Raw genomic sequence first — 25,749 nt, 5'->3', positions numbered from 1 at the left:
GCCATCAGGCACACTGCAGGCCGTCATTAAATAATGCTGACAATCCGCTGCGACGTTCAGTGCGCGTGGCAATGGCGCTACTCAAAATCCGCTCATCGGCATACAGCGACAAGCGGCGGCGGGCGCGGGTCACAGCGGTATAAACCAGCTCTCGGGTAACAACTGGCGAATGCTGGCTGGGTAAAATCAACGCCGCATGGTCGAACTCAGAACCCTGAGATTTGTGTACCGTCATCGCCCAGGTCGTTTCATGCTCCGGCAAACGGCTGGGTTGCACCGACTTAATCGAACCGTCCGGCAGCGCAAACCACACTCTCAGCCCTTGTCCACGATCGAGGGCAATGCCAATATCACCGTTAAACAGCCCCAGCGAACTGTCATTACGCGCAATCATTACCGGCCTTCCCTCATACCAACGACTGTGCGTCGAACGCTGAATTTTACGTTTTTGCGCCATCGCCTGCTCAATGCGCTCATTCAATCCGCTAACGCCAAATGGACCTTCGCGCAGTGCGCACAGCAACTGATAATCATTGAAGGCCTGAATAATGGTGTCCGGCGCAGCCCCTTCACGCAGTAAATCCAGGTAGCGATCATACCCCGCCAGCGCTTCATCCAGCATCGCGGCATAATCTTCACTGCTGCGTAACGTGCGTTTTTCGATATCGCTAAATCCCTGCTGGAAAACGGTTTTAACCGCGGTCTTGTCACCCCGATTAATGGCCGCAGCCAGTTGACCGATGCCAGAATCACTGCCAAAACGGTAACTCTTTTGCAGCAAGCATAAACTGTCACGTAAAGACGCGGCCTGAGTTCCGGCTCCCGCTGGAATGGGACTACCGGTCAGCCGACTGAGTTGTTTGGCACGTTCCGGGGTAAATCCGTCATTCACAAATGCACAAATGTCTCCCAGCACCGCCCCCGCCTCAACGGAGGCGAGCTGGTCACGATCGCCCAGAAAAATCACCCGTCCGTGCGGCGGTAGTGCATCGATAAGGCGCGACATCATGGGCAAATCAATCATGGAAGCCTCATCCACCACCAGCACGTCCAGATGCAGCGGATTACCCGCATGATGGCGCAGACGCTGGCTGCCGGGCTGAGCGCCTAACAACCGGTGCAGCGTACTGGCATCATCGGGAATACGTTTCTTTTGCTCATCGGTCAGCGGTAGCTCTCGCAGTGCCGCACCCAACGAGGCGGTCAGGCGCGCTGCCGCCTTTCCCGTTGGCGCTGCCAGTCGAATGCGGCAGCGTTCACCGTCCGCCATCTGAATCAATGCTGCCAGCAGCCTGGCTACCGTTGTCGTTTTACCGGTGCCAGGTCCCCCGGAGATCACCGATATACGGCGGGTCAACGCCACAGCAGCCGCTACTTTTTGCCAGTTAACACCCTCCGCTGGTGGGAAGAGCGCTTCCAGCGTGCGGGTCAACCGTGGCTCGTCCACTTCAATGGCCTGGTTAACCTCGCTGAAAAAGTGCGCCACCGCGCGTTCGTTATGCCACATCCGGTTCAAATACAGGCGATTGTCATATAACACCAGCGGTGTTGGCTGTTCGCCGTGACTTACCGCAGCGGAGGTCAGCAGACATTCCGCCCAGTCTTCCGGTTCACCGGCCTCGCACAGCCAGGCGCTCAACAGCGGATGGGCATCTTCGCGTAAAGATAGTCGGGAAAGCGGTAAGCAAACGTGCCCCTCGCCCGCGTCACGGCTGAGCAGAGCCGCCGCCAGCGTAACGGCTGGGCTGTCGTTTCCGGCAACCGCCAGCGCAAACTGTGCATCCAGAGGACGGAGCTGTTTTTGCTCTACGGCCTCCAGCAATCGTTTCTGGATTGTCATTGCATCTCCTCCAGTACCGCACCGGCAAACATCTCGTCCATCAACGCGATCAATTCTCCGTCTGGTCGGGTGGCGTAAATTCCCTGCTGCGGATCGTCGCCGTCAACGCCGCGCAGGAAAAGATAGATAACGCCGCCAAAATGGCGTTCATAGTCATAATCAGCGATGCGATGGCGCAGATAACGGTGCAGCGCCAGGGTATACAACTGATACTGCAGATCGTAGCGGTGCGCCTGCATGGCTGAGGCCATTGCCTGTTGGGTATACGCAGAACTGTCTTCACCCAGCCAGTTTGACTTGTAGTCGAGCAGGTAATAGCGCCCCTGGTGGCGGAACACCAGGTCAATAAACCCTTTCAGCATGCCGCGTACCTGCATAAAGTCCAGCGGCGGGCAGCCGGCCGAAAGAGGATCGTATTTACGGATCGCTGCATCGAGCTGATCGGCCAGCAGCGGTTGCGAAATCGGCAGGTAAAACTCCATCTCCACCTGTTTTTCACGCGCAGAAAGATCGCTCAAACTCACACCGGTTTCATTGAGCGGCGTATGCAAAATAGTATCCAGCCACTGCGTCAGAACGGGCTCCCAGTGCGCGTCATATCCGCCAAGCGCGAGCTTTTCTTGTACCCACACTGGCTCAACCGGCTGGGTGAAATCCAGATCTTCAAACAAGCTATGCAAAAATGTCCCTGGTGACGCGCCGCGAGGAAACTGGTGTGGCGTAAGGCCTGATTCCTCAATGGCTTCACCGACGCCTACCGCGTCGATATCCAGACGTGGAATCAGATCCTGTGCAATACCATGCCCACGCTGTTGCAGACCGGAATAGCTGGTAACACGCCAACTGTCACCAGGCGTTCGTTGCAGCATTTTTGCATTCAACGTAGAACTGGCAGGCTGTACAACCTGCCAGCGCTCTCCATCCGGTTCATTCGGCGTCAGGCAGGCGATATCCTCACCGCACAGCGCCTCAATCGCACTACGCAAACCTGCGGCATCCATTGGTTCACCCCGTTGCAACAGGCGACCAAGAGCACTTTGATGCACATCGGTATCACCTTTCTTATCGCCCCGACGGCGTACCAACGGCGCCACGCCCAGGCTGCAGTGCCAAACCGAGCGGGTGAGCGCGACGTAAAGCAAACGCAAGTCTTCTGCCAGGCGTTCAGCCTCTGCCAGCTCAACGCTTTCATCCGCTTCGCTGAGATCCAGCACGGCTTCAAACGAACTGCGATCGTGATAGAACGCCTGATCCTGGACGCGGAAATTGGTGATAAATGGCAGCCAGACCAGCGGATATTCCAGCCCTTTTGATTTATGGATAGTGACGATTTTGACCAGATGCTTATCACTTTCCAGCCTGAGCTGCTGGCTGGACGCATTACTGTCGGGCTCCAGAATATGTTGCGATAGCCAGCGTACCAGCGCATGCTCGCTTTCCAGTTGCGATCCCGCTTCCTGGAGCAGTTCGCTGATATGCAAAATGTCGGTCAGACGGCGTTCGCCCCCTGCCGTTGCCAGCAGGTTTTCCGCAATATGGCGAGCGGACATCAACGCGCGCAGCATCGGCATCACGCCGCGTTTGTGCCAGATCTGACGATAGCCATCGAACTCTTCGACCACCGCATCCCAGGCATTTTCGTCAGTATTCAGCGCTTCAATATCCTGCGCATTCAATCCCATCATTGAGGTTGCCAGCGCGCTACGCAGCGTATTTTCACGCTCCGGCGTCATCACCGCCTGCAGAACCCACAACAGTTCCTGCGCTTCCAGCGTATCAAAGACGCTGTCACGGTTAGAAAGATATACCGATGGGATGGCCAGTTGCGTCAACGCATCGCGTACCAGCGCCGCCTCCTGGCGGCTGCGCACCAGTACGCTGATATCAGATGCGCGTACCGGCCTGGACGTTTTACCGCTGACCAGCAACGCTTCGCCAGAGTGCCCGGCTTTAAGCCAATCGCGAATTTGTGTCGCACACACCTGGGCCATAAAGCTCTGATAATCCCCCACGCCACAGCTGTCCCCTTCCATCAGCCACATACTCATCGCCGGCTGCGTTTCCCCTTCCAGCACAAACCGTAGCGACTGATTTTTCTCCGCGGACCTCACCGGGCTAAAAGGGATTTCGCGGAACATAAAAGCGTCGCTCATCTGGCTGAACAACGTATTGACACTGTTGACCATGCCTGGGGCCGAACGCCAGTTAGTATCAAGCGTATAGTGTGCGCTGACTTCGCTACGCGCCTTCATGTAGGTAAAAATATCCGCGCCACGAAAGGCGTAAATAGCCTGCTTAGGATCGCCTATCAGCAACAACGCTGTATCCGGTTGATGCTGCCAGATACGGCGGAAAATACGGTATTGCTGCGGGTCGGTATCCTGGAATTCATCGATCATCGCCACCGGAAAACGGGTACGAATAGCCGCCGCCAGCGCATCGCCGCTTTCGCTACGCAGCGCCGCATCCAGGCGACTGAGCATATCGTCAAAACCCAGCTCACCGCGTCGGCGTTTTTCCTGGGCGACCGCCTCGCGGATTTCCGACAATGCCCGGGTGATCACCAGATCGCGGATTGTCAGCGGTTCACTCAGCAATTCATCAATCGCGACAAACAGCGGATGTTGAGGGGTTACACCACCAGCTTTGGTGCGGTCTTCCAGAAAACGCTGAGAGAATTTCTCCAGTGCGTCAGGAAGCTGGTAGCTCCGGGTTTCTTCCTGTGCCCAGGCACTGATCTTTTCGATCCACTTGCCCTGATTACCACGATTAAATTTACGCCGGTCGATCCCGGATGCTTCCAGTAGACCGTCCAGTTCAGCGACGGAATCACGCCATTGTTGCTTAATCTGGTCGATACGCGTCAGAATTTTTTCGTGCCGGGCGGCCAGCGTTTCATCAGCTGGCGGTGGCGCTTTAATCACCGGGGATTCACCCTGCAGGTAGCGATCGATATCCCTTAGCAGCGCCTGTGGACCTTTCCACGTTTCAAAAACAACCTGTGCAATGTCGCGAGACAGCGGGTAACAATGTCGACGCCAGAAGTCTGCGCAGGCCTGATAGCGCAACAGCGATTCATCCTCAATCAACTGCTGTTCAAACAACATGCCTGACTCAAAGGCATTCAGACTGAGCATGCGCTGACAAAAGCCGTGGATGGTAAACACCGCGGCTTCATCCATCTGTCTTTCAGCCAATAACAACCACCGTGCGGCCTGCTTTTTATCGGCGATTTCTTCCAACAAACGGGCGTAGAGCGGGTTATCCGTGGTTTCACGCAGGCAGGCGATGCGTAGTTCATGAATGTTGCTACGAATTCGACCTCGCAACTCTTCTGTCGCAGCTTCTGTAAAAGTAACCACGAGCAGCTCTTCGACAGTCAGAGGACGAGGAAAGGCGGCAGAGCCGCCCAGTCCAAGCAGTAAACGTAAATACAGGGCGGCGATGGTAAAGGTCTTACCGGTGCCTGCAGAGGCTTCAATCAGACGCTCACCCGTCAGGGGCAAGCGTAGGGGATCAAGGGGCTCAGCGGCATCATTCATTCTTATCACTCATCAGGGGTAAGGTTTGCTGCAACGCGCTGACGGTCTGCCACACTTTCCAGCCTTCCGGGTGCACATATTCTGCTTTCCCATTCTGGCTACCGGAAACCTGTGACAGTATCGCCATGCCTTGCGGCTCAACCACCGCCTGATGGAAGAAGTCGGCAAGCTTTTGCGGCGTCAGCAGTTTAATCTGAGCCACGATTTTATCACGTGAATCGAAGCGCATATTGCCGCGATCGAAATCTTTGCTTAACTGAGAGGCTTCGGCCCCCAAAGTTTGCGGAGCCTGCAGCATTTGCGCGATGATCGCCTGCTGAATTTGTGCGAACTCATCAGCATTCATCGCCCGCAGCTTCGCTTCCGCCGTCGGGAAAAATGCCTTATAACGTTCCCAGAGATAGGACGGTTGCTTGTCACTGCTTTGCAACAGGAAGCCCATTCCCCACTGGCGGCCAACGCTCATAGGGAAAGCAAAGACGGCATAACCTAATTGCTCTTCAGTACGCAGTTGATTATAGAACCACGGTTGAACAATCTGTCCTAGCATCGCGCTGTAAGCCGAGCTGGTGTACTCGTCATAGCCGGTGGGTACAAACACCGCCGCCAGCGCTGAATCCGTACTACTGCCCGCTTTTTCAAAGATGACAGACTGCTGCTTGTCTACCACAACATCTTTGTTTCGGCACCACTGTGAGCCGTTCGCGTCAAGCTGCTTCTGGATATCCCGAGCCATGGTTTTCGCCTGAGTTTCACTCATATTGCCGATCACCAGGAATTCGGGACGCGCACCGGCTTTTAAGGTGTCACGGTAGGCCATCACGTCTTTCAACGTAATAGATGGCAACAGCTCACGACGTTCATCACGTGAGAAGTACGGTACCTGAGACAGCATCTGAACCGGCATGATCGCCTGATCGTAGGCTTTGCCTTTCTCCGCAGAGTCCATCATCTGGGCGTACCAGGATTTCGCCTGTTCCAGCTGTTCATCTGTTGAGGTGTAACTGAAATAACCGCTCAGCAACGCCTGGAAAAGCTGCGGCAAACGTTGGGTGTAGCCGTTAGCGTTAAGCATTAACCCGTTGTTAGCATTGGTAGAGAAACCAATTCCACCAACAGATGCCTGGTTACTTAACTGGTCGAGTGCAATACCCGCCAGATAATCGTTCAGGGCGAATAAGACCTGGTTTCTGGCGCTGTCCATCGCTTTCGGGTTACGCAGTATCACGCTGACATCAACCTTTGGCTCGCTGGCAAAATATTGACTCGGGGCATACACCACGCGTAAATCAGGCTCATCAACGATCAGCTCCGGATGAGCATATTTTTTATCCGTCTTAATCAGCGTGAAATCATCTGGAATATACGGGTTCAGCTCCGGCAACGACAGCGCAATGCCCTGCGCTTTTTGCTGCCAGTCGGCGAATGTTTTCTCGCTGATTTTATCTACCTGATAAGGCGCATCGACAAAATAAGCGGTTTTATTGTGTGGTTCTTTCTCACTGATATACCAGATGCGCGCATTCTGCGGCGTCATCATCGCTAACCGTTGCTCAACGGCTTTGGCATCGTACCGGTCGGCAATATTCACTGCATCGAGCGTATGCTCGACAGGCACGCGGATCATGGTATCGGCCAGCCATTCCACATAGTCCATATCACGAGTGATGGAGGGGTAACGGAAGTCGAGATCCAGCACGTGCGCCAGCTCGTCAAAATAGCGTTTATCGACACCTTTTTCACGTAACAAATTGATATAACTAAATATTGCGGCGACAACTTCATCTCGATTTGCCAGCCCTTTGTCGGTTAACGTCGCGGAAATCGCTAATACACCGCTGTTGCCATTAACGACAGGATCGGAGTCCGCACGAATGCCCTCAACTAATCCCTGCTTTTGCAACCAGTCAGACAACGTTCCCGGGCTACGATTACCAATCAGGTAGGTCACCAGCTCATCGGTTTTGCTGCGAAACTGTGCGCTGTTGTTATCGATACGAAACTCAACGCGCAGCACTTTACGCGGCATTGCCGGAACATAGTAGATGATGACGCCCTTTTGCGCGTCAGTGACAACCGGGACGGTTATTTCCGGTTTTTCGATATTTCTGTTCGGTACGCGTCCAAAGGTGTCAGCCGCTATTTTCGCCAACTCTGGCAACGGTTTATTGCTGTAAATCACCGCCTTCATCAGGTTAGCTGAGTAGTACTTTTTATGGAATGTCTGTAACGCTGTCAACACCGGGTTGCCCGGCTTATCGCTCAACGTTTCCAGATTTCCGCCGGAGAAGCGCGAACCAGGGTGCGCCGGGTTGATCGTCTCCGCGCTCACCTGCGCCATACGCATACCATCGCGGGTACGCGCCAACGTCAGCTCAGAATTAACGGCATTTCGCTCGCGATCGGCATATTTTTTATCCAGCAACGGATCGGCAATCGCATCCGCCAGACGATCTACCGCCCCGACCAGCGCGTCATTTTCGACTTCAAGATAGAAAGCGGTGCGATAAGGCGCAGTGCTGGCATTGTGGCTGCCGCCGTGCATTTTCAGGAACTCGGCCAGGCTGTCCGGCTGCGGGTATTTTTTCGATCCCATCAGACACATGTGTTCAAGGTAATGCGCCAGCCCCTGATGATCGTCCGGATCTTCCAGCGAGCCGACAGGCACCACCAGTGCAGAGAGGGATTTAACGGCCTGAGGATCGGATACCAGCAACACGACCATGCCATTATCAAGGCGCACGGCCTGATACTGGCGGGTATCTTTATCGCTTTTACGGATGGTTTCAGCTAAAGGCTGCCAACCGGTATCTGCCTGACTTACGGGCGCCCAAAAGGCGACGAACAACAGTAATGCGCTGAACCAGGTGCTGCGGGGCATTCACAAACCTCATCATTAACGTATTCACCTGTTCACTGCAAACAACGCATTTAGCGTGGTCTGAACAGGGCAAGACTCTGTGCTGAACGCGTCAGCCTCTTCTCTTTGTAAGAATCAGTCCGTGACAGAAAGCGCATCATAGTGGAAGCCATCAAATTGCGCAATTTTTATACAATCGTCACGACTGATTAAATCGAAAAATCGGTAACAAATAACGCTGAGACTGTAAAACAATGGTCTCCAGAGTTTCAGGCTCCAGTTGACGCCACAGGCGTTGATACCAGATATCATCACCTTCACCGCGTACCATCATATTGCCTTCATAGGCTTGCAAAAACTTACTGCGCGCCTTTTGCAACGTATCATCGTCATCTAACATGGCATCATTTACGGCGTCATAACAGGTTTTTATCCACGCCCCACCACTTTCCGGTAATACCAGTAGCGGCGATGACATGCCTTCCCGATATCCCTCAATAAGTTGCGACAGATACTGTAACGCCTGCTCTGCCTCCAGTGGAGGGAAACGCCACTCGCCGTCTTTGCGTAAGAACAACCGGCTTTCTCCCGTGCCGCCACTGGCACAGTAGACAAGATGTTCCAGCCAAAGTTGCACACCCTGCGAAACGCTTATCAGAGATGGGCGCCAGCGCAACAATCCGTCTTCCTGTACCTGCGGGAGCCAACCCGTAATTTGTACGCCATTACAGGTCAGGTCAATTTCCATGCTTTGACTGGGCTGACGACAGGCGATAATGCGCTCAGCCAACGACTGCATCTCCTGGTGTTGTGTATCCCAGAGAATTTCACCAAATGCGCCATAGGGAAGCGACCCCGCAGCGCGGAAGCGGCGGAACAAACGCTCTGCATCGTGTTCTTCGACCAGCGTGTTAAGCAACTGCTGATTAAGCTGATAGCGGCTAAGCCCTTCAAGGATAAAGGGTTCAGTTTCCGGGATCTCGCTCTCTTCAGAGCGGAAATTTACCCTCAGGCGCATCTGGAAAAACGCCCGTACCGGATGAGCCCAAAAGCGTTGCAGCGTTTCCAGCGTCAGGGTTTCAGGCATTTCAAAGGGAAGCGGCTGGACAAAATCCGTGTGCGCTTTGCCTGACAGGCTTGCCGCTGGCAACCACTCGCGGGCATAACTTTGCTGCTCACCTGGCAGATAGTTTTGTGCATCAAAGGGCATACGGGTATGTAAACGGGTAATGTGCGCTTTTACTTTCGCTTCACTTTGATCGCTAGTGAGTAATTCATCGCCCGGCAAATAGTGGCTTTGCCCAATGTAATCCATCAATTCCTGTACCAGAACCGACGGGAAGCGCTCACTGTTATCCTGGATTGAGCGGCCGATATAGCTGATATAGAGCGTTTGCTGCGCCGAAATCAGCGCTTCCAGGAACAGATAGCGGTCATCATCACGGCGGCTTCGGTCACCACGCCTCGGTTTTTGGCTCATCAGATCAAAGCCCAGCGGCGCAAGCTGGCGCGGATAAACGCCATCGTTCATCCCCAGCAGACACACCACCTTGAAAGGAATGGAGCGCATCGGCATCAGCGTACAGATATTGACAGGCCCGGCCAGGAAACGCTGGCTGATTCGTTCCTGATCGAGTCGCTGTGCCAGCTCATCACGCAACAACGAAAGCGGTACGGCATCGTCATATTCGGCTCCCAACCCTTCGCCAATAATGGCCTGCCACTGCTGTTCAATCAGCGCCATCGCGGCTTCGGTATCAGCATCCGGCAGGAAGAAATCATTCAGCATTTCGCGACAAACAGGCAGCCACGCCGCCAACGGACGCTCTACTGCCAGCTCCCGGCGCCAGAGATTAAGCTGCATCAGCAGCGAGGCCAAATGCCCGACTAACTCGGCAATCAAACCACTGGACTCATCATAGGGCAATACCGACTGCCACTCACCCTGCGCGCTTTCCATCGCATAGCCCAGCAGCATGCGTGTTAAACCAAATTGCCAGGTATGCTGGCCCGTTGGAGGAAGCGCGAGTTCGCGCACGTTGTCATCATCAATGCCCCAGCGAATTCCAGACTCATTGACCCACAAACGAAGATAGCGCAGCCCTTCTTCATTGATGTTGAAACGCGCAGCCAGCACAGGCACATCCAGTAATGCCAGCACATCCTCCGAGACAAAGCGGCTGTCCGGTAGCGAAAGCAGGCTAATAAACGCCTGTAAGACAGGATGAGACTGACGCGCCCGACGGTCGGAAATAGCATACGGTAGGTAACGATCGGCCGGGGCACTGCCAAAGACAGCCTGAATAAATGGACTGTAGCTGTCGATATCCGCCACCATCACGATGATGTCGCGCGGCGTCAGCGTTGGGTCCGCTTCAAGCATTGCCAGCAACCGGTCGTGGAGTATTTCCACTTCGCGTTGTGGGCTATGGCAGACATGGAACGTCACACTAGTATCATTCGGCTCAAGCAACCGTTTATTGTCGCTACGTGAATACTCCTCCAGGCTAACTCCCGCCACAGCCCGACTGTCCAGCTCAAGAATATCTGACTGAATATTATGCAAAAGGTTATCAGGGGTGATATCGACAAACGCATCCAGCTCCTGGCTGTTTTCCAGTTCCGAAAGCAGATATATGTAGTCACGTCCGAGTTTTCCCCATGAGGCCAACATCGGATTCCCCACATCCTGCTCACCATCGCTGTTAAACAGCCCTTCAGCATTCTGGCTATCGCGAAACAGCGGTAAATGTCGTTCTTCAAAGCTATGCCGACGCTGACGCGCCAACAGTTTAGCCAGATAAGCGGGGTCTTTAATATCCCCCCAGTAGTAACGACAGGGATTGGTAAAAAGCAGATGAATATCAATGTGCTTACCCAGCGCTTGTAATGCCTGCAGATACACGGGCGGTAGCGCGGAGATACCACAAATAAAGACGCGCGAGGGCAAGCCTTGTGGGCAGTCAGATGTACTTTCCAGGGTCTGAATAAACCGCTGATATAAATTGGCACGATGCCAGCGTGGCTGTCCCAGTTCAGCCGTGTATTCCACCAGTGCTTTCCACAATGGCGCTTGCCAGGCCTGAGCGTCTCCTAACCCCTCCACCTGCTGCCCCGCTTCCCACTGCGTCAGCCATTCAGGGCGGTAGACTAAATACTGGTCGAACAAATCCGCGGCGCGTGATGAAAGCTGAAACAGCTTACGTTTGTCTGAGTCGTCGGTGAGATAGTGGCGTAGCAGTGCGAAATCATCGTTATCCAGCAATTGGGGGAGCAGCGTCATCAGCTTCCAGCTCATGCTCTGTTTGCTGAATGCGCTCTCTTTTGGGATATCCGGCAATACGCGCACAAACATATCCCAGATAAAACTCGCTGGCAGCGGGAAATCAATGTTAGCGGCAATACCAAACTTCTGTGCCAGAGTCATTTGCAACCACTGCGCCATACCGGTGCTTTGAACCAGGATCATCTCGGGTTCAAAGGGGTCGTCCAGCCGCTCGCGCTCGACGATATATTCCATCAACGCTTCCAGCACATCCAGACGATTGGAGTGGTAGACCCTTAACATAGCGACTCCTGACTACTGACGATTTGGGCAGTGCAGTCGTGTCATCTGACCCTGCCTGCCCAGTGGGGAAGTAATTTTAACATTGATGCTGACACATCCCGCTACCGTTGTCTGCATTCGGTTAATTTGCCAGTTTAAAGGTGGTGAAAACACATGCAACTGTGTTTGCTGCCAGGCGTGATGCCACAATTGTTGATACTGGCTTCTGACTAAAAAGCTCTTCATCAGCGCCCGCTGATATCCCGAAAGCGCAGTCACGATCATAATCATCAGCACCATTGCCAACATCACTTCCGGCAGGCTAAAACCACGCTGTCTGTTCAGGGTATCAGACATAGCGCCAGCACCTTTAACGGGCAGAAATCGCTCCAGCCATGCGCTGAGAATTCGATAGTACCCTCGATAATCATCCCCTGACGCCATAGCGATATACCTTCATATTGCGCAATAAGCAGCACAAGATCGTCGTCGAGCACACGCAGGCAGACTGTTGCCCCCTGCGTGGAATAGCGTCGACACTGCGTTGCTATCTGCAAGCTCCAGGGCTGCATACGTGCCCATTCCATGGCGGATTGCACCACTGCCTGATGTTGTAGCGACTGGCTTTCCGTTGCCACCCGCGACGCAAAACTCGCCTCCTGTCGGCTCACGCCTTGCAGCAACAGACTGCCGAGAACCAGGAGTAAAAGCACCATTGCAAGCGATGAAACACCTCGCTCACGGTTCACAGATTGAATCCTGTGACGTCATAAAATGCCTCAATCACCTTTTGAGGCTCGGCGTTACTTCTCCCGCGCAGGTGCAACGAAAGCACTGGCGCAAATCCGCTGATATTCAGGCGATCCACCTGAAATACCTCAATCTGAATAGAATCCGGATCGGTCATTTTATCCCAACCTTTTCCCTCGCAGGTTGTTGCGCCACGCAAGGTTTCCAGCACCTTATCTTGAACACGAAATCCAACGGCATCGGCCTCCTTTGCCGGAATATCGTCCCAGACACCGTTGCTGTTGGCATCCCAGCGTGCAATGACACAGTCTCCCGCGGCTGATATCATCAGCCCTTCTCCGATACAGTTTCCCCGACAATAGCCAGCCCGCTGGAGATGCTTCGCCACGGTATAGATCCGCTGCCAGAGCTCATCTTCAAGCACCAGCTGACGAGTGTTATGCAAAATCTCGCGCTGCAGTGCAGGTAAAAATCGCGCAGCGCTGAGGAGTAAAATGCTGCTTATCACCATAGCGATAAGCACCTCAAGCAGTGAAAAGCCACGTTCACTTACCGACATTGATCCGCCTCACCGCGTTCGCAAAGCCTGATTCGCCCCCAACCAGACACCACCACACGCCATTCACCTGCAGCATTCTTCAGGTAGATATGCCCGGCCCATGCGGTATTACGTAGGCCGAAAAAAGCCAGTGACGGTGTTATCTCTGCCATCTCGACATCAGCCCAGAGTGGCGTAAATATCAACGGTGAAACAGGCTGACACGACGTTTGTGACGCCGCTGAACTTGCCAGACACCATGTTCCCCCTTCGCGGAGCACGTTGATGACGTGATCACGATTGCGCCAGTTAGCATCTTCACGCAATTGCAGCAGGTAATCCCGCACCTGGCAGGCGGTTTGCCACAGACGCTGTTGTTGCTGCCAGCGCTGCCAGCCATACAGCCCTGATGCGCCAAGCGCCGCGACAATCAGCATTGCAATCAGGGTTTCGAGAAGCGTGTAGCCGTGTTGTTTTTTCATGTCGCCAGTATGGCGTGAGAGAAATTAATAACGAGGGGGAAATTCAGCTTCTTCGGCAAGCTACGGAGAATATTTATCGCATTGCATCACGTTGCAAAACTTCAGGAATCAGCGCCGCAGAATAGAATGTAAGGCAAAAAAAAACCGACGCGTAAGGCGCCGGTTGTGACAGGATTAACCCCGATCAGATAGCGACCGGTGCTTTAATGCCTGGATGCGGATCGTAACCCTCAATATCGAAATCGTCGAAACGATAGTCGAAAATTGAATCTGGCTTACGTTTGATAACCAGCTTCGGCAGCGCGCGCGGTTCACGGCTAAGCTGCAGATGCGTTTGATCCATATGATTGCTGTACAGGTGCGTGTCGCCACCGGTCCAGACAAAATCACCGACTTCAAGATCGCACTGCTGCGCCATCATGTGAACCAGCAAGGCATAACTGGCAATGTTAAACGGCAAGCCGAGGAACACATCGCATGAACGCTGATACAGCTGGCAAGAGAGTTTGCCATCCGCCACGTAGAACTGGAAAAACGCATGACACGGCGCCAGCGCCATTTTATCCAGTTCGCCGACGTTCCACGCGGAAACGATAATACGACGGGAATCCGGGTCGTTTTTCAACTGGTTCAGCACCGTCGTGATCTGGTCAATATGACGGCCATCCGGTGTTGGCCATGCACGCCACTGTTTGCCGTACACCGGACCTAAATTACCGTTCTCATCTGCCCATTCATCCCAGATTGAGACGTTGTTTTCATGCAGGTAGGCAACGTTGGTGTCGCCCTGCAAAAACCACAACAGCTCATGGATGATCGAGCGTAAATGGCAGCGTTTAGTCGTAACCAGCGGAAACCCTTCCTGCAGATTAAAACGCATCTGATGGCCAAAAATGGAAAGCGTTCCGGTTCCGGTACGGTCGTTTTTCTGTGTGCCTTCATCCAGCACTTTTTGCATCAGTTCTAAATACTGTTTCATGGTTCCTCAGGAAACGTGTTGCTGCGGGCTGCGACGATACGCCCAAACCATCATAATAATACCTGCGACAATCATCGGGATAGACAGGATCTGCCCCATGCTGATGTACTGAACCCATGTGCCGGTAAACTGCGCATCCGGCTGGCGGAAGAATTCGACGATAATACGAAACGCGCCATAGCCAATCAGGAACAGACCGGAAACCGAGCCCATCGGACGAGGTTTGCGAATAAACAGGTTAAGAATGATAAACAGCACAACCCCTTCCAGCGCCATCTCATAAAGCTGTGAGGCATGGCGAGGCAAAGAGCCGTATGTGTCAAAAATAGACTGCCACTGCGGGTTGGTTTGCAGCAATAAAATATCTTCTGTGCGGGAGCCAGGGAACAACATGGCATACTTGAAGTTCGGGTCGACGCGCCCCCACAGTTCACCGTTAATAAAGTTACCCAGACGGCCTGCGCCCAAACCAAACGGAATCAGTGGAGCAATAAAATCAGAGACCTGGAAGAATGTACGCTTGGTGCGTTTGGCGAAGATAATCATCACCAGAATCACCCCGATAAGTCCGCCATGGAAGGACATGCCCCCATCCCAGACGCGGAACAGATACAGCGGGTTATCAAGGAACAGCGGGAAGTTATAGAACAGCACGTAGCCAATACGCCCGCCGAGGAAGACCCCGAGGAAGCCTGCATAAAGTAAGTTTTCTACTTCGTTTTTGGTCCAGCCACTGCCCGGGCGATTAGCCCGGCGCGTCGCCAGCCACATCGCAAAAATAAACCCCACCAGGTACATCATGCCGTACCAGTGAAGCGCGACGGGTCCAATTGAGAAAATGACCGGATCGAAATCCGGAAAATGCAGATAGCTACTGGTCATCTGTCACCACAAGTTCTTGTTATTTCGCTGAAGTCAGACAGCAATTGATAAGCGCGCCTGCATAATGCAGGCGCTCCAAAGGTGCGAATGATAGCACAAGGGGATCGCAGCGGATGCCGGGAAGATGTAAAAGATCTGTATAGGTAATCTTTACCCCCCGTATTGCCTGATGGCGCTACGCTTATCAGGCCTACAATCCTCCGCGAATCAATCCTCCCATGCCACGGCGCTCCATAAAGGCCGCCACCTGATGGCGTACTTCCGTCGCCAGTTGCGCTTCCAGGCTGCGCTGCGCCAGCGTTTGCGCTTCGTCAAAATCGATATGGCGCAGCAGGTATTTCACACGTGCGACAGAACGCCCGTTCATCGATAAATGCCGGAAACCAAGGCCAATAAGGATGGTGACACACATCGGGTCACCCGCCATTTCACCACACAAGCGCAAATCGATGCCGCTTTTCTCCGCCTCCTGCGCAATCATGGCCAGCGCACGTAACATCCCCGGATGCAGGCTGTCATAAATACTGGCAACGCGCGTGTTGTTCCGATCGACAGCCAAAATATACTGGGTCAGATCGTTGGTCCCAACCGAGATAAAATCGATCCTGTTTGCCAAATGCGGCAGCATAAACACCATCGACGGGACTTCCAGCATGATGCCAATGCGTGGTTTTGGGATCTCGTAGCCGATCATCTCTTCCACTTCGCGTCCGGCACGTTCTATCAGGCGTCGCGCTTCATCCACTTCATCAATACTGGTCACCATCGGCAGTAAAATGCTCAGGTTTCCGGTTGCCGCATTCGCACGCAGCATGGCGCGAACCTGGATCAAAAAGATCTCCGGTTGATCGAGCGTTATGCGGATCCCTCGCCAGCCAAGGCATGGATTCTCTTCGCTGATGGGCATGTACGGCAGTTGTTTATCGGCCCCGACATCCAGCGTACGCAGAGTTACGGGCTTATCGTTAAACATCTGCAGCATGCCCTGATACTGCGCGACCTGCTCTTCTTCAGATGGAAAGCCGCTTTGCAGCATGAACGGAATTTCAGTACGATACAGCCCGATACCGTCAATTCGGCTACCCAGCTTCTCTTCATGTTCCGGACTTAGCCCCGCGTTGAGCATCACCTTCACGCGCTCGCCGCTTTTCAACTGTGCCGGTTGATTAACATCATCTTCCGCCAGACGGCTCAGTTCGATCTCTTCACTAATGAGACGCTGGTATTCCTGGATTAATACCGGCTCCGGATCAACCAACAGTTCGCCACGATAGCCATCCACCACCAACGTGCGGCGGTGCAACACAGACGGCTGGATATCAGCCCCCATTACGGTCGGGATCCCCAGCGCACGGACCATAATCGCCGCGTGAGAGTTGGCGGCACCATCCCTGACGACAACCCCTACCAACCGGTCCTGGGGAAGTTCCGCCAGCGTAGTGGCAGACAGCTCATCCGCCACCAGCACGAAACGTTCCGGCCAGGCATTCGGTCCCTGAACAGAGTCATCAAGATGGAACAGCAAACGCTGCCCCAACGCGCGCAAATCCCCGGCGCGTTCTTTAAGATAGTTATCGCTTAGCGCGGCAAACTGTTCGGCAAACTTCTCAATGATCGTTTTAACCGCCCACTCGGCCACCGAGCCGTTATCCACTTCCGCGAACAACTCGCGGCGCAGACGGGTATCGGAGAGCAGGTGCGAATAGAGATCAAAAATTGCCGCCGTCTCTTTCTGTGCCCCGGCAGCAAAACGCTTACTGTAGCGGCGAAATTCATTCGCGGCTTCTTCCAGTGCGCCAGTCAGGCGTTCACGCTCAAGCACCGGATCCAACGTTGAAGCCTGATACACCTGCTCCATCAGCGGCAGCGTGGCATCCTGCCAGCCTTCAGCGATTGCCACACCGGGAGCGGCAGGCAACGCACGGATACGCGTTTGCCGGTATTGCCCAAATAGCGCGGTTAACTGCGACTGAGACAGAATAGCGGCCATTTGTGTGGCAAGCGTGACCAGAAAAGATTCTTCGCTTTCGTCGTACTGGCGCAACTCACGTTGCTGTACCACCAGGACGCCTAATAACTGGCGTCGCTGGATGATCGGTACGCCTAAGAACGCACGAAAACGTTCTTCTTTCACCGAAGGAATATATTTAAAGCTGGGGTGTTTTTGCGCATCGGCGAGGTTGATAGGTTCCGCCAGCCTGCCAACCAGGCCAACGATCCCTTCATCAAACGCCAGTGCAACAGTGCGACCGCGTGGTTTTTTAAGTCCTCGGGTCGCCATCAGGTAATAACAGCGTCGGTCGTGATCGGCCAGGTAGACCGAGCAGACCTCTGTATCCATCGCAAGACAGATGTCAGTAACCAGAATATTCAACGCCTCATTGAGACGTGGGGCACTGGCCACCTTTTCGACTATTTCGCGCAGGCGGGTGAGCATAATTTGCGTAGCTTAACCTCTTTTACGTCTGTACGCAGGTGCGCTTTGCGGCTTAGGAGTGCTCTCCTGAAGCGCCATCACAACACTTGCGAATTCTTTCATCACCCTGCGATAGACATCGCGTTTAAATGACACCACCTGTCGAACCGGATACCAGTAACTCACCCAGCGCCAGCCGTCGAACTCAGGTGTACTGCTGGTTTGCATATTGATTTCAGCATCGCTGCTGACCAACTGCAGAAGAAACCATTTTTGTTTCTGGCCGATACAAACCGGCTTTGTGTCCCAACGCACCAAACGTTTCGGTAACTTGTAACGCAACCAGTTACGAGTAGAAGCAAGGATCCGCACATCTTTACGACTCAGACCGACTTCTTCAAAGAGTTCCCGGTACATCGCCTGCTCTGCTGTCTCTCCTGCATTTATCCCGCCTTGCGGGAATTGCCAGGAGTGCTGACCAAATCGCCGGGCCCACATGACCTGCCCCTGGCGGTTACAAATTACTATCCCTACATTCGGGCGGTAGCCATCGTCATCAATCACCGGACTACCTCAACATAAACCTTATATACAAACGATTGTTTCACACTCCAGAGGGGCGGTAAACCACTCTGTTAAGGGTGCGATATTCTAATAACAATTGAATAACTCACAGCAAAGGGCCGAGTTATAAACAGAAGATACGCTACATAGGCGATTTTATTCACCTTTTCTGTGGATATAGTTGTGAAGAAGTACGGAATTACTATGGGAAAACCCGGAACAGTCTGAATAAGACATCCATCACATAACAAAAATAGTCTTATATATTCATTAAGTTAAAAGCAACAACCGTAGCTAAACATGCAGAAATGTGATGTGCATCACGCATACGATCTTCGAGCTGATGAAAGATCGACCAGCGTTGGTTTTATCCACAGATTATGCCAATAAGTTAGGCACAATTTGTGTGAAAATTCGATTTTCGTCGCACGTCAAGGCTGTAAATTGAAACAGTAGTGGGGGTTTTTCACAGTTATCCCATCTTTCTGTGGATAACATGGTGTAAGATCCTGTTCATTGTCAGTGACCAGAATTGGAAAACCCCGTTTTCTGTTGCGCAACACTCTACATAAAAATATAAAAACCACTATAAATCATGCAATTGGATAAAGCATGTGGAAAAAGATAAACTCTGTCCACACGGTATAAAATCATTGCTCATTTTTTAACCCAAGGGTAAACCTGATGCCAGAACTCCATCCATTGCTTTCTCCTCCTGAATCCGAAGCCCAGTTGCTGCACCAGGCACGGCAACTTTCGGGCTACACGTTGGGAGAACTGGCGGCGATGGCAGGACTCGTTGCGCCAAAGGATCTGAAGCGGGACAAAGGCTGGATTGGCGTGCTGCTGGAAATCTGGCTTGGGGCCAGTGCGGGCAGTAAACCGGAGCAGGATTTCGCCGCGCTGGGCGTGGAGTTAAAAACGATCCCTGTGGATAGCCTTGGCAGACCGTTGGAAACGACCTTTGTCTGCGTGGCGCCGTTAACCGGCAATACCGGCGTGACCTGGGAAACCAGCCATGTTCGACACAAGCTTAAACGCGTGTTGTGGATCCCCGTAGAAGGTGAACGCAGCATCCCTGTGGCTGAACGTCGCGTTGGCTCCCCGCTGTTGTGGAGTCCGAATGAAGAGGAAGATCGACAGTTGCGTCTGGACTGGGAAGAGTTAATGGACATGATTGTGTTAGGGCACGTCGAACGTATCACCGCCCGTCATGGTGAAGTTTTACAACTACGCCCAAAAGCCGCCAACGCCCGGGCGCTTACCGAGGCAATCGGTGCCCATGGTGAACCGATCCTGACTCTGCCACGCGGATTTTACCTGAAAAAGAACTTCACCCGCGCATTGCTGGAACGGCATTTTCTATTCCAGGCTCAATAACACACCCTGACCTTTCGCCCGTCGCGTTACGCGCCTATAATTACCGCTTCTTTTTTTTGGCAGGACTTTGTTCGATGTTATTTGCATGGATAACCGATCCTAACGCCTGGCTGGCGCTCGGTACGCTGACGCTGCTGGAGATCGTTCTCGGGATCGACAATATTATTTTCCTTTCTCTGGTTGTAGCAAAACTCCCAACAGCACAACGCAATCATGCCCGACGAATCGGGCTGGCGGCAGCGATGGTGATGCGCCTGGCGCTGCTGGCATCCATCGCCTGGGTAACGCGGCTCACTAATCCGTTATTCGAGCTGTTTGGCGAGGCGATTTCAGCGCGCGATCTGATCCTTCTGCTCGGCGGATTGTTCCTGATCTGGAAAGCGAGTAAAGAGATCCACGAGTCCATTGAGGGCGAAGAGGAAGGGCTGAAAACCCGCGTCTCTTCTTTCCTCGGCGCGATTGTGCAGATCATGTTGTTGGATATTATCTTCAGTCTGGACTCAGTAATCACCGCAGTAGGCTTGTCCGATCATCTGTTTATTATGATGGCAGCCGTCGTGATTGCCGTGGGTGTAATGATGTTTGCAGCCCGCCCAATCGGTGAGTTTGTTGATCGTCACCCTTCGGTAAAAATGCTGGCACTCTCTTTCCTGATCCTGGTTGGCTTCACGCTAATCCTGGAAAGCTTCGATGTCCATGTGCCGAAAGGATACATTTACTTCGCGATGTTCTTCTCTATCGCGGTAGAGACCCTGAACCTGTGGCGCAATAAAAAAAATCCGCTCTGACAGATACTATCGCTCCCCGCATGGGGAGCGAATACTCCCCGCACACCTTCCCTCTCTCACAGATTAAGATTTTACTGCTTTCGCCCTGCACAACTTCGCGTTATTACTAAACTAGTGTCAGACGCAGGCCATGTGAGGATAAGCAGATGAAAAAATGGGCAGTTTTAATTTCCGCCGTCGGGCTGGCTTTTGCCGTTTCCGGATGCAGCAGTGATTATGTGATGGCGACAAAAGATGGTCGAATGATCCTGACTGATGGTAAACCAGAAATTGACGATGATACCGGTTTGGTGAGTTACCACGATCAGCAAGGCAATGCGATGCAAATTAACCGCGACGAAGTCTCTCAAATCATTGAGCGTTGATGGTTAAGGTCAGCCACGCTGCTGGCCTTAACAATTTTGCTTCCCTTTTTCCCTTCCCTCAGCCATTTTTATAATCCTTATGTCGTGATTATAAAAAGGAAACGGCTATGCAATATCACCGTATACCCCACAGCTCGCTGGAAGTCAGTACACTGGGGCTGGGCACAATGACGTTTGGTGAACAAAACAGCGAAGCCGACGCACATGCACAGCTTGATTATGCCGTAGCACAGGGCATTAATTTGATCGACGTTGCCGAGATGTATCCGGTACCGCCTCGCCCAGAAACCCAGGGACTCACCGAAACTTACGTGGGCAACTGGCTCGCCAAGCACGGCAGCCGCGAAAAACTGATCGTTGCCTCTAAAGTCAGCGGCCCGGCGCGTAACAATGACAGCGGTATTCGACCAAATCAGGCGCTGGATCGTAAAAACATCCGTGAAGCGCTGCACGACAGTCTGAAAAGACTGCAGACCGATTATCTCGATCTCTATCAGGTCCACTGGCCGCAGCGCCCGACAAACTGCTTTGGTAAGCTGGGATATAGCTGGACGGACTCCGCGCCGGTCGTTTCCCTGCTGGATACGCTGGACGCGCTGGCAGAGTTTCAGCGTGCAGGTAAGATTCGTTACATCGGTGTTTCCAACGAAACGGCTTTTGGTGTAATGCGTTACCTGCACCTGGCAGACAAACATGACCTGCCGCGTATCGCCACTATCCAGAACCCGTACAGCCTGCTGAACCGCAGCTTTGAAGTTGGACTGGCCGAAGTGAGCCAGTATGAAGGCGTTGAGCTCCTGGCCTACTCGTGCCTTGGTTTTGGCACCTTAACCGGTAAATACCTGAACGGTGCGAAACCTGCCGGCGCACGCAATACGCTGTTTAGCCGTTTTACGCGCTACAGCAGCGAGCAAACGCAAAAAGCGGTAGCTGCCTATGTGGATATCGCCAAACGCCATAACCTCGATCCTGCGCAGATGGCGCTGGCCTTTGTTCGTCGTCAGCCGTTTGTCGCCAGCACACTGCTGGGCGCAACGACGATGGAGCAGCTAAAAACCAACGTTGAAAGCCTGTATCTGGAGTTGAGTGAAGAAGTACTGGCGGAGATTGAAGCGGTGCATCAGGTGTATACCTATCCTGCACCGTAATTTTTAGTGCCTGATGGCGCTGCGTTTATCCGGTCTTCCTGTAGGCCGGATAAGACGCTTGCGTCGCCATCCGGCAATGTTACCGGCGGCGCTGCCAGATCCACAGCGCCGTAATCGCCAGGGCAAACAGCGCACCAAATCCAACGCCGATGGCTACCGCAGGAATACCCACCAACACCGCCAGTGAGTAGATACCGAGCATCAGCAACATCGCGCTGTTTTCACCCAGGTTTTGCACCGCAATAGCGTTGCCCGCCCCCACGCTTTTTTTGCCTCGCTCCTGTAACAACGCATTCAATGGCACGACAAAAAAACCGCCCAACACGCCGATAAGCATCAGTAAGGCATAGGCTGGCAACAGCGCATGCTGGAGCGAGAAAATCAGGACGACCACGCCAATCAGGATCCCCGCGGGCATACAGCGCGACACCGTTTCCAGCGTCACCAGTTTTGCTGCCGCACCGGCACCCACAACAATCCCAATAGCCACCATAGCGTTGAGATAGGTCGGCGTGGCGTTATCGGTAATGCCCAGCGCAACCGGCACCCACAACACCAGAAGAAAACGCAGCGTGACGCCCGCGCCCCAAAACAGGCTGGTTCCGACCAACGAGAAACGTGTTTCGCCGTCGCGCCACAGCGAAGAGGCGGCACAGAAGAAACTGCGCGTCATTTTCCCCAGATGCCAGGACTGACCGGGGCGAGCCGCGGCCAGTTTCGGGATATACAGGTTAGCCACCACGGCACCAGCATAGGCCAGGGCGCAGGCGGAAAGCGCAGCAATGACATGCCAGTCGGCCAGCACACCGCCAGCAACAGAACCCAGCAAGATAGCGGCAATGGTTGACGCCTCCATCAGGCCATTCGCTTTCACCAGTTTGTCGCCAGTCGTCAGCTCACCCAGGATGCCATACTTGGCCGGAGAATACGCCGCCGCGCCAATACCCACCAGCGTATACCCGAGAAATGGGTTAACGCCGAAACAGATACTCGCCGCCCCCAGCAGCTTGAGACCGTTGGCGAACATCATCACTCTGCCTTTCGCAAAGCTATCCGCGACCTGCCCGACAAAAGGGGCAAACAGAATGTAAGCGCCCACAAACACCATTTGCAGGATTGGCTGGCTCCAGTCCGGGTAGAACTGCGCCTTGAGCAAAGCCAGGGTAGCAAACAACAATGCGTTATCGCCAAACGCGGACAAAAACTGCGCGGCGATAACGGACATCATCCCTTTGGACCAGATTGAAGTGCTAGTGTGTACTGACTCACGCATGTTGTTTTTCCGGTTCATCAACCCAGCTTTTCAGCGTGACAAAATCTGGCTTACCGCTGCCGAGCAGAGGGAGTTGTTTCAAGTGGCGGATATCACGCGGTACGGCAAGCTCTGGAATGCCGTGGATGCGCGCATACTGGAGTAATTTTTCACGGGTCAGCTCGCCGTCGGTAGTAAACAGCACCAGCGCTTCCCCTTTATTGGTATCGCTCTTGATCGCCGTGGCATGCATTTTGTCAGCAGATACCGCCAGCGCCAGCTGTTCAACCATTTCCAGTGACACCATCTCACCGGCAATTTTGGCAAAGCGCTTGGCGCGCCCCTGAATCTGCACAAAGCCATTTTCATCAAAGCGCACCACATCACCGGTGTCGTACCAGCCGTGTTCTATCTGGCCCTGTGCATTTTCTGCGGTTGGGACTTCCAGTACACCCGGCTTTTCGACGCGCAGATAGCCGCTCATAATATTAGGGCCTTTCAGCTGTAAACGCCCGCCATCTTCAATACCAGGAACCTCCAACAGTCGGGCATCCATACCAGGCAGAATGCGCCCTACCGTTCCCGATTTCGCCGCCATCGGTACGTTAATCGACACCACTGGCGCACACTCCGTCACGCCATAGCCCTCAAGGACGCGCAGACCAAATTTCTCCTGCCACAACTGCTTCGTGCTGTCTTGCAGCTTTTCGGCTCCGGCAACAACATAGCGCAGACGGTGGAAATCGTACGGGTGAGCAAACCGCGCATAATTGCCGAGGAACGTTGAGGTACCAAACAACACGGTGCAGTTACGGTCATATACCAGCTCAGGAACGACGCGGTAATGCAGCGGACTGGGGTACAAAAACACTTCAGCGCCGGTCAGCAACGGCGTGAATAACCCTACCGTCAGGCCAAACGAGTGAAATAGCGGCAATGCTGACATAAAGCGATCGTCGGCGGTGAAGTCGGCAATCGTCTTAATCTGCTCGACGTTCGCCAGAATGCTCTTATGGCTGTGTACGACACCTTTCGGGTGGCCTTCTGATCCCGAGGTAAAGAGGATCACCGCGGCCTCTTCAGGCTGCTGTTTCACCTGTGCCAGGTGCGGAGCCAGCAGATGTGAAAAAATCCACAGCTTATCGCCAAAGGTCACATCGGCCTTCAAGTCCTCCAGATACACCCAGCGCACTTGCGTGAGTTGTTCCGGTAAATGCCAGAGCTTACCCTTATCGAGAAACTGCCGGGAGGTAAAAATGGTTTTGATTTCTGACGCGGTAATGGCGCTGGTTAACCCCTTCACACCCGCCGTATAGTTCATCATGGCCGGGATACGTCGACGCGCAATGGCGCCAAAAATAACCGCCGCGCTGATACCCGCATTTGGCAGCATCAGGCCGATTCTTTCACCCTCGGTGCTGTATTTTTCCAGAATACGTGCGACAAACAGCGTTTTCGTCAGCAGTTTGCGATAGCTGTCCGGCGTGAAATTAATATCTTCTATGCAGTTTTTGCCTGCGCCAAACCGGTATTTTGCCGCCAGCAGAGACTCGTATAACGTTTCACGCGGGCGGACGGCCATACGCGCTTCCATCATAATCTGGTGCAGCATTTCACCGGCGATTTTGCGACGATCGCGCGCGCGCGGCGCTTCCGGCATCGGCAATGACGTTGGCGGTAGGATATGGATGCTGATTTGCGGAAAGAATCGCCGTTTAACCAGACCTTTCAGACGGCTGAAATGGGTCAGTTCCGCGCCTTCGATACGCACAGGCACCACCGTCGCCTTTGATTTTGCGGCAACGAACCCGGCACCGTCGTAGATTTTCATCAGTGAACCGGTGGTCGAAATACGTCCTTCCGGGAAAATAACCACCGGTCGGCCCTGCTCGACCAGGCGTACCAGATGTTTAATCGACATCGGTTTGGTTGGGTCTAGCGGTACGAAATCAATCAGTGGAGTGAGCCAGCGCATATACCATTGCTGACTAATAGAGGTGTAAACGGCAAACACAGGGCGAATCGGTAAAAAGAGCGCCAGCAGGATACCATCGATAAATGAGACATGGTTAGGCGTGATTAAGACGCGTTCTCCCCGAAGCACGCCGACATCGCCCGTGACACGAACACGAAAAAGTACGCGAAACAGGTTACGAAAAAAGCCAAATAGCATCTCAACTCCCTGTGCCATTAATTATATAAACATCAATGATGGGAGAGTATACGAGTTGGGGAATGGGCGCGACAGATAACGGGTAAATAGAGTCCGAAAAAAAACCTGCGCATCCGCGCAGGTCGGTGCAAGAGACAGGTACGAAGTGCGTACCGAATAATCTCACCAATCAATACCTCTGGGATCTTGATTGTGGTCGTCACCGCGCCGTTCCGCCAGTTGGAAAACGCAAAGGAATGAACC

General features: G+C 53.4%; 18 protein-coding genes. 4 read left to right on the top strand and 14 right to left on the bottom strand.

Annotation, left to right across the window (positions count from 1 at the left end):
- Positions 1-4 precede the first annotated feature (4 nt).
- The 12 genes from recD to rppH form a co-directional block, all read right to left on the bottom strand.
- Positions 5-1,840: an exodeoxyribonuclease V subunit alpha gene (gene recD, locus FDX19_RS10835; protein WP_137382703.1), complete on the bottom strand. Its 1,836-nt coding sequence runs from the start codon at positions 1,838-1,840 to the stop codon at positions 5-7.
- Positions 1,837-5,382 (bottom strand): exodeoxyribonuclease V subunit beta, encoded by a 3,546-nt coding sequence (gene recB / locus FDX19_RS10830; protein WP_137382702.1) that lies wholly within the window; start codon positions 5,380-5,382, stop codon positions 1,837-1,839. Before recB ends, recD begins: the two co-directional genes overlap by 4 nt.
- Positions 5,375-8,263: a pitrilysin gene (gene ptrA, locus FDX19_RS10825; RefSeq protein WP_137382701.1), complete on the bottom strand. Its 2,889-nt coding sequence runs from the start codon at positions 8,261-8,263 to the stop codon at positions 5,375-5,377. Before ptrA ends, recB begins: the two co-directional genes overlap by 8 nt.
- 178 nt (positions 8,264-8,441) lie before the next feature.
- Positions 8,442-11,810 carry an exodeoxyribonuclease V subunit gamma gene (gene recC, locus FDX19_RS10820; RefSeq protein ID WP_137382700.1) on the bottom strand — a complete coding sequence of 1,123 codons (3,369 nt, stop codon included), beginning with the start codon at positions 11,808-11,810 and terminating at the stop codon, positions 8,442-8,444.
- Between the two features lie 12 nt (positions 11,811-11,822).
- Positions 11,823-12,146 (bottom strand): prepilin-type N-terminal cleavage/methylation domain-containing protein, encoded by a 324-nt coding sequence (locus FDX19_RS10815; RefSeq protein WP_137382699.1) that lies wholly within the window; start codon positions 12,144-12,146, stop codon positions 11,823-11,825.
- A complete protein-coding gene (locus FDX19_RS10810; protein WP_137382698.1) occupies positions 12,131-12,538 on the bottom strand; it encodes a DUF2509 family protein in 408 nt (135 codons plus the stop codon). Before FDX19_RS10810 ends, FDX19_RS10815 begins: the two co-directional genes overlap by 16 nt.
- Positions 12,535-13,098, bottom strand: coding sequence for a prepilin peptidase-dependent protein (locus FDX19_RS10805; protein ID WP_137382697.1), 564 nt, complete (start codon positions 13,096-13,098; stop codon positions 12,535-12,537). The genes FDX19_RS10810 and FDX19_RS10805 overlap by 4 nt, the downstream gene beginning before the upstream one ends.
- Positions 13,089-13,559: a prepilin peptidase-dependent protein gene (locus FDX19_RS10800; RefSeq protein ID WP_137382696.1), complete on the bottom strand. Its 471-nt coding sequence runs from the start codon at positions 13,557-13,559 to the stop codon at positions 13,089-13,091. Before FDX19_RS10800 ends, FDX19_RS10805 begins: the two co-directional genes overlap by 10 nt.
- Before the next feature lie 184 nt (positions 13,560-13,743).
- Positions 13,744-14,538: a thymidylate synthase gene (gene thyA / locus FDX19_RS10795; protein WP_137382695.1), complete on the bottom strand. Its 795-nt coding sequence runs from the start codon at positions 14,536-14,538 to the stop codon at positions 13,744-13,746.
- Positions 14,539-14,544: 6 nt separating this feature from the next.
- A complete protein-coding gene (gene lgt, locus FDX19_RS10790; protein WP_048213109.1) occupies positions 14,545-15,420 on the bottom strand; it encodes a prolipoprotein diacylglyceryl transferase in 876 nt (291 codons plus the stop codon).
- A 190-nt stretch (positions 15,421-15,610) separates the two neighbouring features.
- Complete coding sequence (gene ptsP / locus FDX19_RS10785; RefSeq protein WP_115642935.1) at positions 15,611-17,857, bottom strand: phosphoenolpyruvate--protein phosphotransferase; 2,247 nt, start codon at positions 17,855-17,857, stop codon at positions 15,611-15,613.
- Between the two features lie 12 nt (positions 17,858-17,869).
- Entirely contained in the window at positions 17,870-18,400 is a 531-nt protein-coding gene (rppH, locus tag FDX19_RS10780) for an RNA pyrophosphohydrolase (protein ID WP_003825602.1), read from the bottom strand.
- A gap of 684 nt (positions 18,401-19,084) precedes the next feature.
- Here rppH and mutH point away from each other — a divergent pair.
- The 4 genes from mutH (at position 19,085) to FDX19_RS10755 (ending at position 22,081) form a co-directional block, all read left to right on the top strand.
- Positions 19,085-19,780, top strand: coding sequence for a DNA mismatch repair endonuclease MutH (gene mutH, locus FDX19_RS10770; RefSeq protein ID WP_137382693.1), 696 nt, complete (start codon positions 19,085-19,087; stop codon positions 19,778-19,780).
- 74 nt (positions 19,781-19,854) lie between these two features.
- On the top strand, positions 19,855-20,568 hold the full coding sequence (locus FDX19_RS10765) for a TerC family protein (RefSeq protein WP_040232169.1): 714 nt from the start codon (positions 19,855-19,857) through the stop codon (positions 20,566-20,568).
- Positions 20,569-20,714: 146 nt separating this feature from the next.
- Positions 20,715-20,933: a lipoprotein YgdR gene (gene ygdR / locus FDX19_RS10760; RefSeq protein WP_005123410.1), complete on the top strand. Its 219-nt coding sequence runs from the start codon at positions 20,715-20,717 to the stop codon at positions 20,931-20,933.
- Between the two features lie 107 nt (positions 20,934-21,040).
- Entirely contained in the window at positions 21,041-22,081 is a 1,041-nt protein-coding gene (locus FDX19_RS10755; protein WP_137382692.1) for an NADP(H)-dependent aldo-keto reductase, read from the top strand.
- A gap of 79 nt (positions 22,082-22,160) precedes the next feature.
- On the opposite strand, the gene lplT is transcribed toward FDX19_RS10755, so the two are convergent.
- The gene (gene lplT, locus FDX19_RS10750) at positions 22,161-23,354 is read right to left on the bottom strand and encodes a lysophospholipid transporter LplT (RefSeq protein ID WP_137382691.1); all 1,194 of its coding nucleotides are present in this window, start codon (positions 23,352-23,354) and stop codon (positions 22,161-22,163) included.
- Positions 23,347-25,506, bottom strand: coding sequence for a bifunctional acyl-ACP--phospholipid O-acyltransferase/long-chain-fatty-acid--ACP ligase (gene aas, locus FDX19_RS10745; RefSeq protein ID WP_137382690.1), 2,160 nt, complete (start codon positions 25,504-25,506; stop codon positions 23,347-23,349). Before aas ends, lplT begins: the two co-directional genes overlap by 8 nt.
- Positions 25,507-25,749 lie beyond the last annotated feature (243 nt).

The sequence above is a fragment of the Citrobacter sp. wls619 genome, assembly GCF_005281345.1.
Taxonomy (GTDB): domain Bacteria; phylum Pseudomonadota; class Gammaproteobacteria; order Enterobacterales; family Enterobacteriaceae; genus Citrobacter.
Note: the sequence above shows the minus strand (reverse complement) of the source record. Positions and strands in the feature narration are given on the sequence as shown.

Excerpts from the sequence above, each read along its gene's own strand:
- thyA (WP_137382695.1), bottom strand. The coding sequence starts at position 14,538 with ATGAAACAGTATTTAGAACTGATGCAAAAAGTGCTGGATGAAGGCACA.
- ptsP (WP_115642935.1), bottom strand. The coding sequence starts at position 17,857 with ATGCTCACCCGCCTGCGCGAAATAGTCGAAAAGGTGGCCAGTGCCCCA.
- recC (WP_137382700.1), bottom strand. The coding sequence starts at position 11,810 with ATGTTAAGGGTCTACCACTCCAATCGTCTGGATGTGCTGGAAGCGTTG.
- FDX19_RS10755 (WP_137382692.1), top strand. The coding sequence starts at position 21,041 with ATGCAATATCACCGTATACCCCACAGCTCGCTGGAAGTCAGTACACTG.
- mutH (WP_137382693.1), top strand. The coding sequence starts at position 19,085 with ATGCCAGAACTCCATCCATTGCTTTCTCCTCCTGAATCCGAAGCCCAG.
- aas (WP_137382690.1), bottom strand. The coding sequence starts at position 25,506 with ATGCTATTTGGCTTTTTTCGTAACCTGTTTCGCGTACTTTTTCGTGTT.
- FDX19_RS10800 (WP_137382696.1), bottom strand. The coding sequence starts at position 13,559 with ATGAAAAAACAACACGGCTACACGCTTCTCGAAACCCTGATTGCAATG.
- ptrA (WP_137382701.1), bottom strand. The coding sequence starts at position 8,263 with ATGCCCCGCAGCACCTGGTTCAGCGCATTACTGTTGTTCGTCGCCTTT.
- lgt (WP_048213109.1), bottom strand. The coding sequence starts at position 15,420 with ATGACCAGTAGCTATCTGCATTTTCCGGATTTCGATCCGGTCATTTTC.
- FDX19_RS10805 (WP_137382697.1), bottom strand. The coding sequence starts at position 13,098 with ATGTCGGTAAGTGAACGTGGCTTTTCACTGCTTGAGGTGCTTATCGCT.
- FDX19_RS10815 (WP_137382699.1), bottom strand. The coding sequence starts at position 12,146 with ATGTCTGATACCCTGAACAGACAGCGTGGTTTTAGCCTGCCGGAAGTG.
- FDX19_RS10765 (WP_040232169.1), top strand. The coding sequence starts at position 19,855 with ATGTTATTTGCATGGATAACCGATCCTAACGCCTGGCTGGCGCTCGGT.
- ygdR (WP_005123410.1), top strand. The coding sequence starts at position 20,715 with ATGAAAAAATGGGCAGTTTTAATTTCCGCCGTCGGGCTGGCTTTTGCC.
- recD (WP_137382703.1), bottom strand. The coding sequence starts at position 1,840 with ATGACAATCCAGAAACGATTGCTGGAGGCCGTAGAGCAAAAACAGCTC.
- lplT (WP_137382691.1), bottom strand. The coding sequence starts at position 23,354 with ATGCGTGAGTCAGTACACACTAGCACTTCAATCTGGTCCAAAGGGATG.
- recB (WP_137382702.1), bottom strand. The coding sequence starts at position 5,382 with ATGAATGATGCCGCTGAGCCCCTTGATCCCCTACGCTTGCCCCTGACG.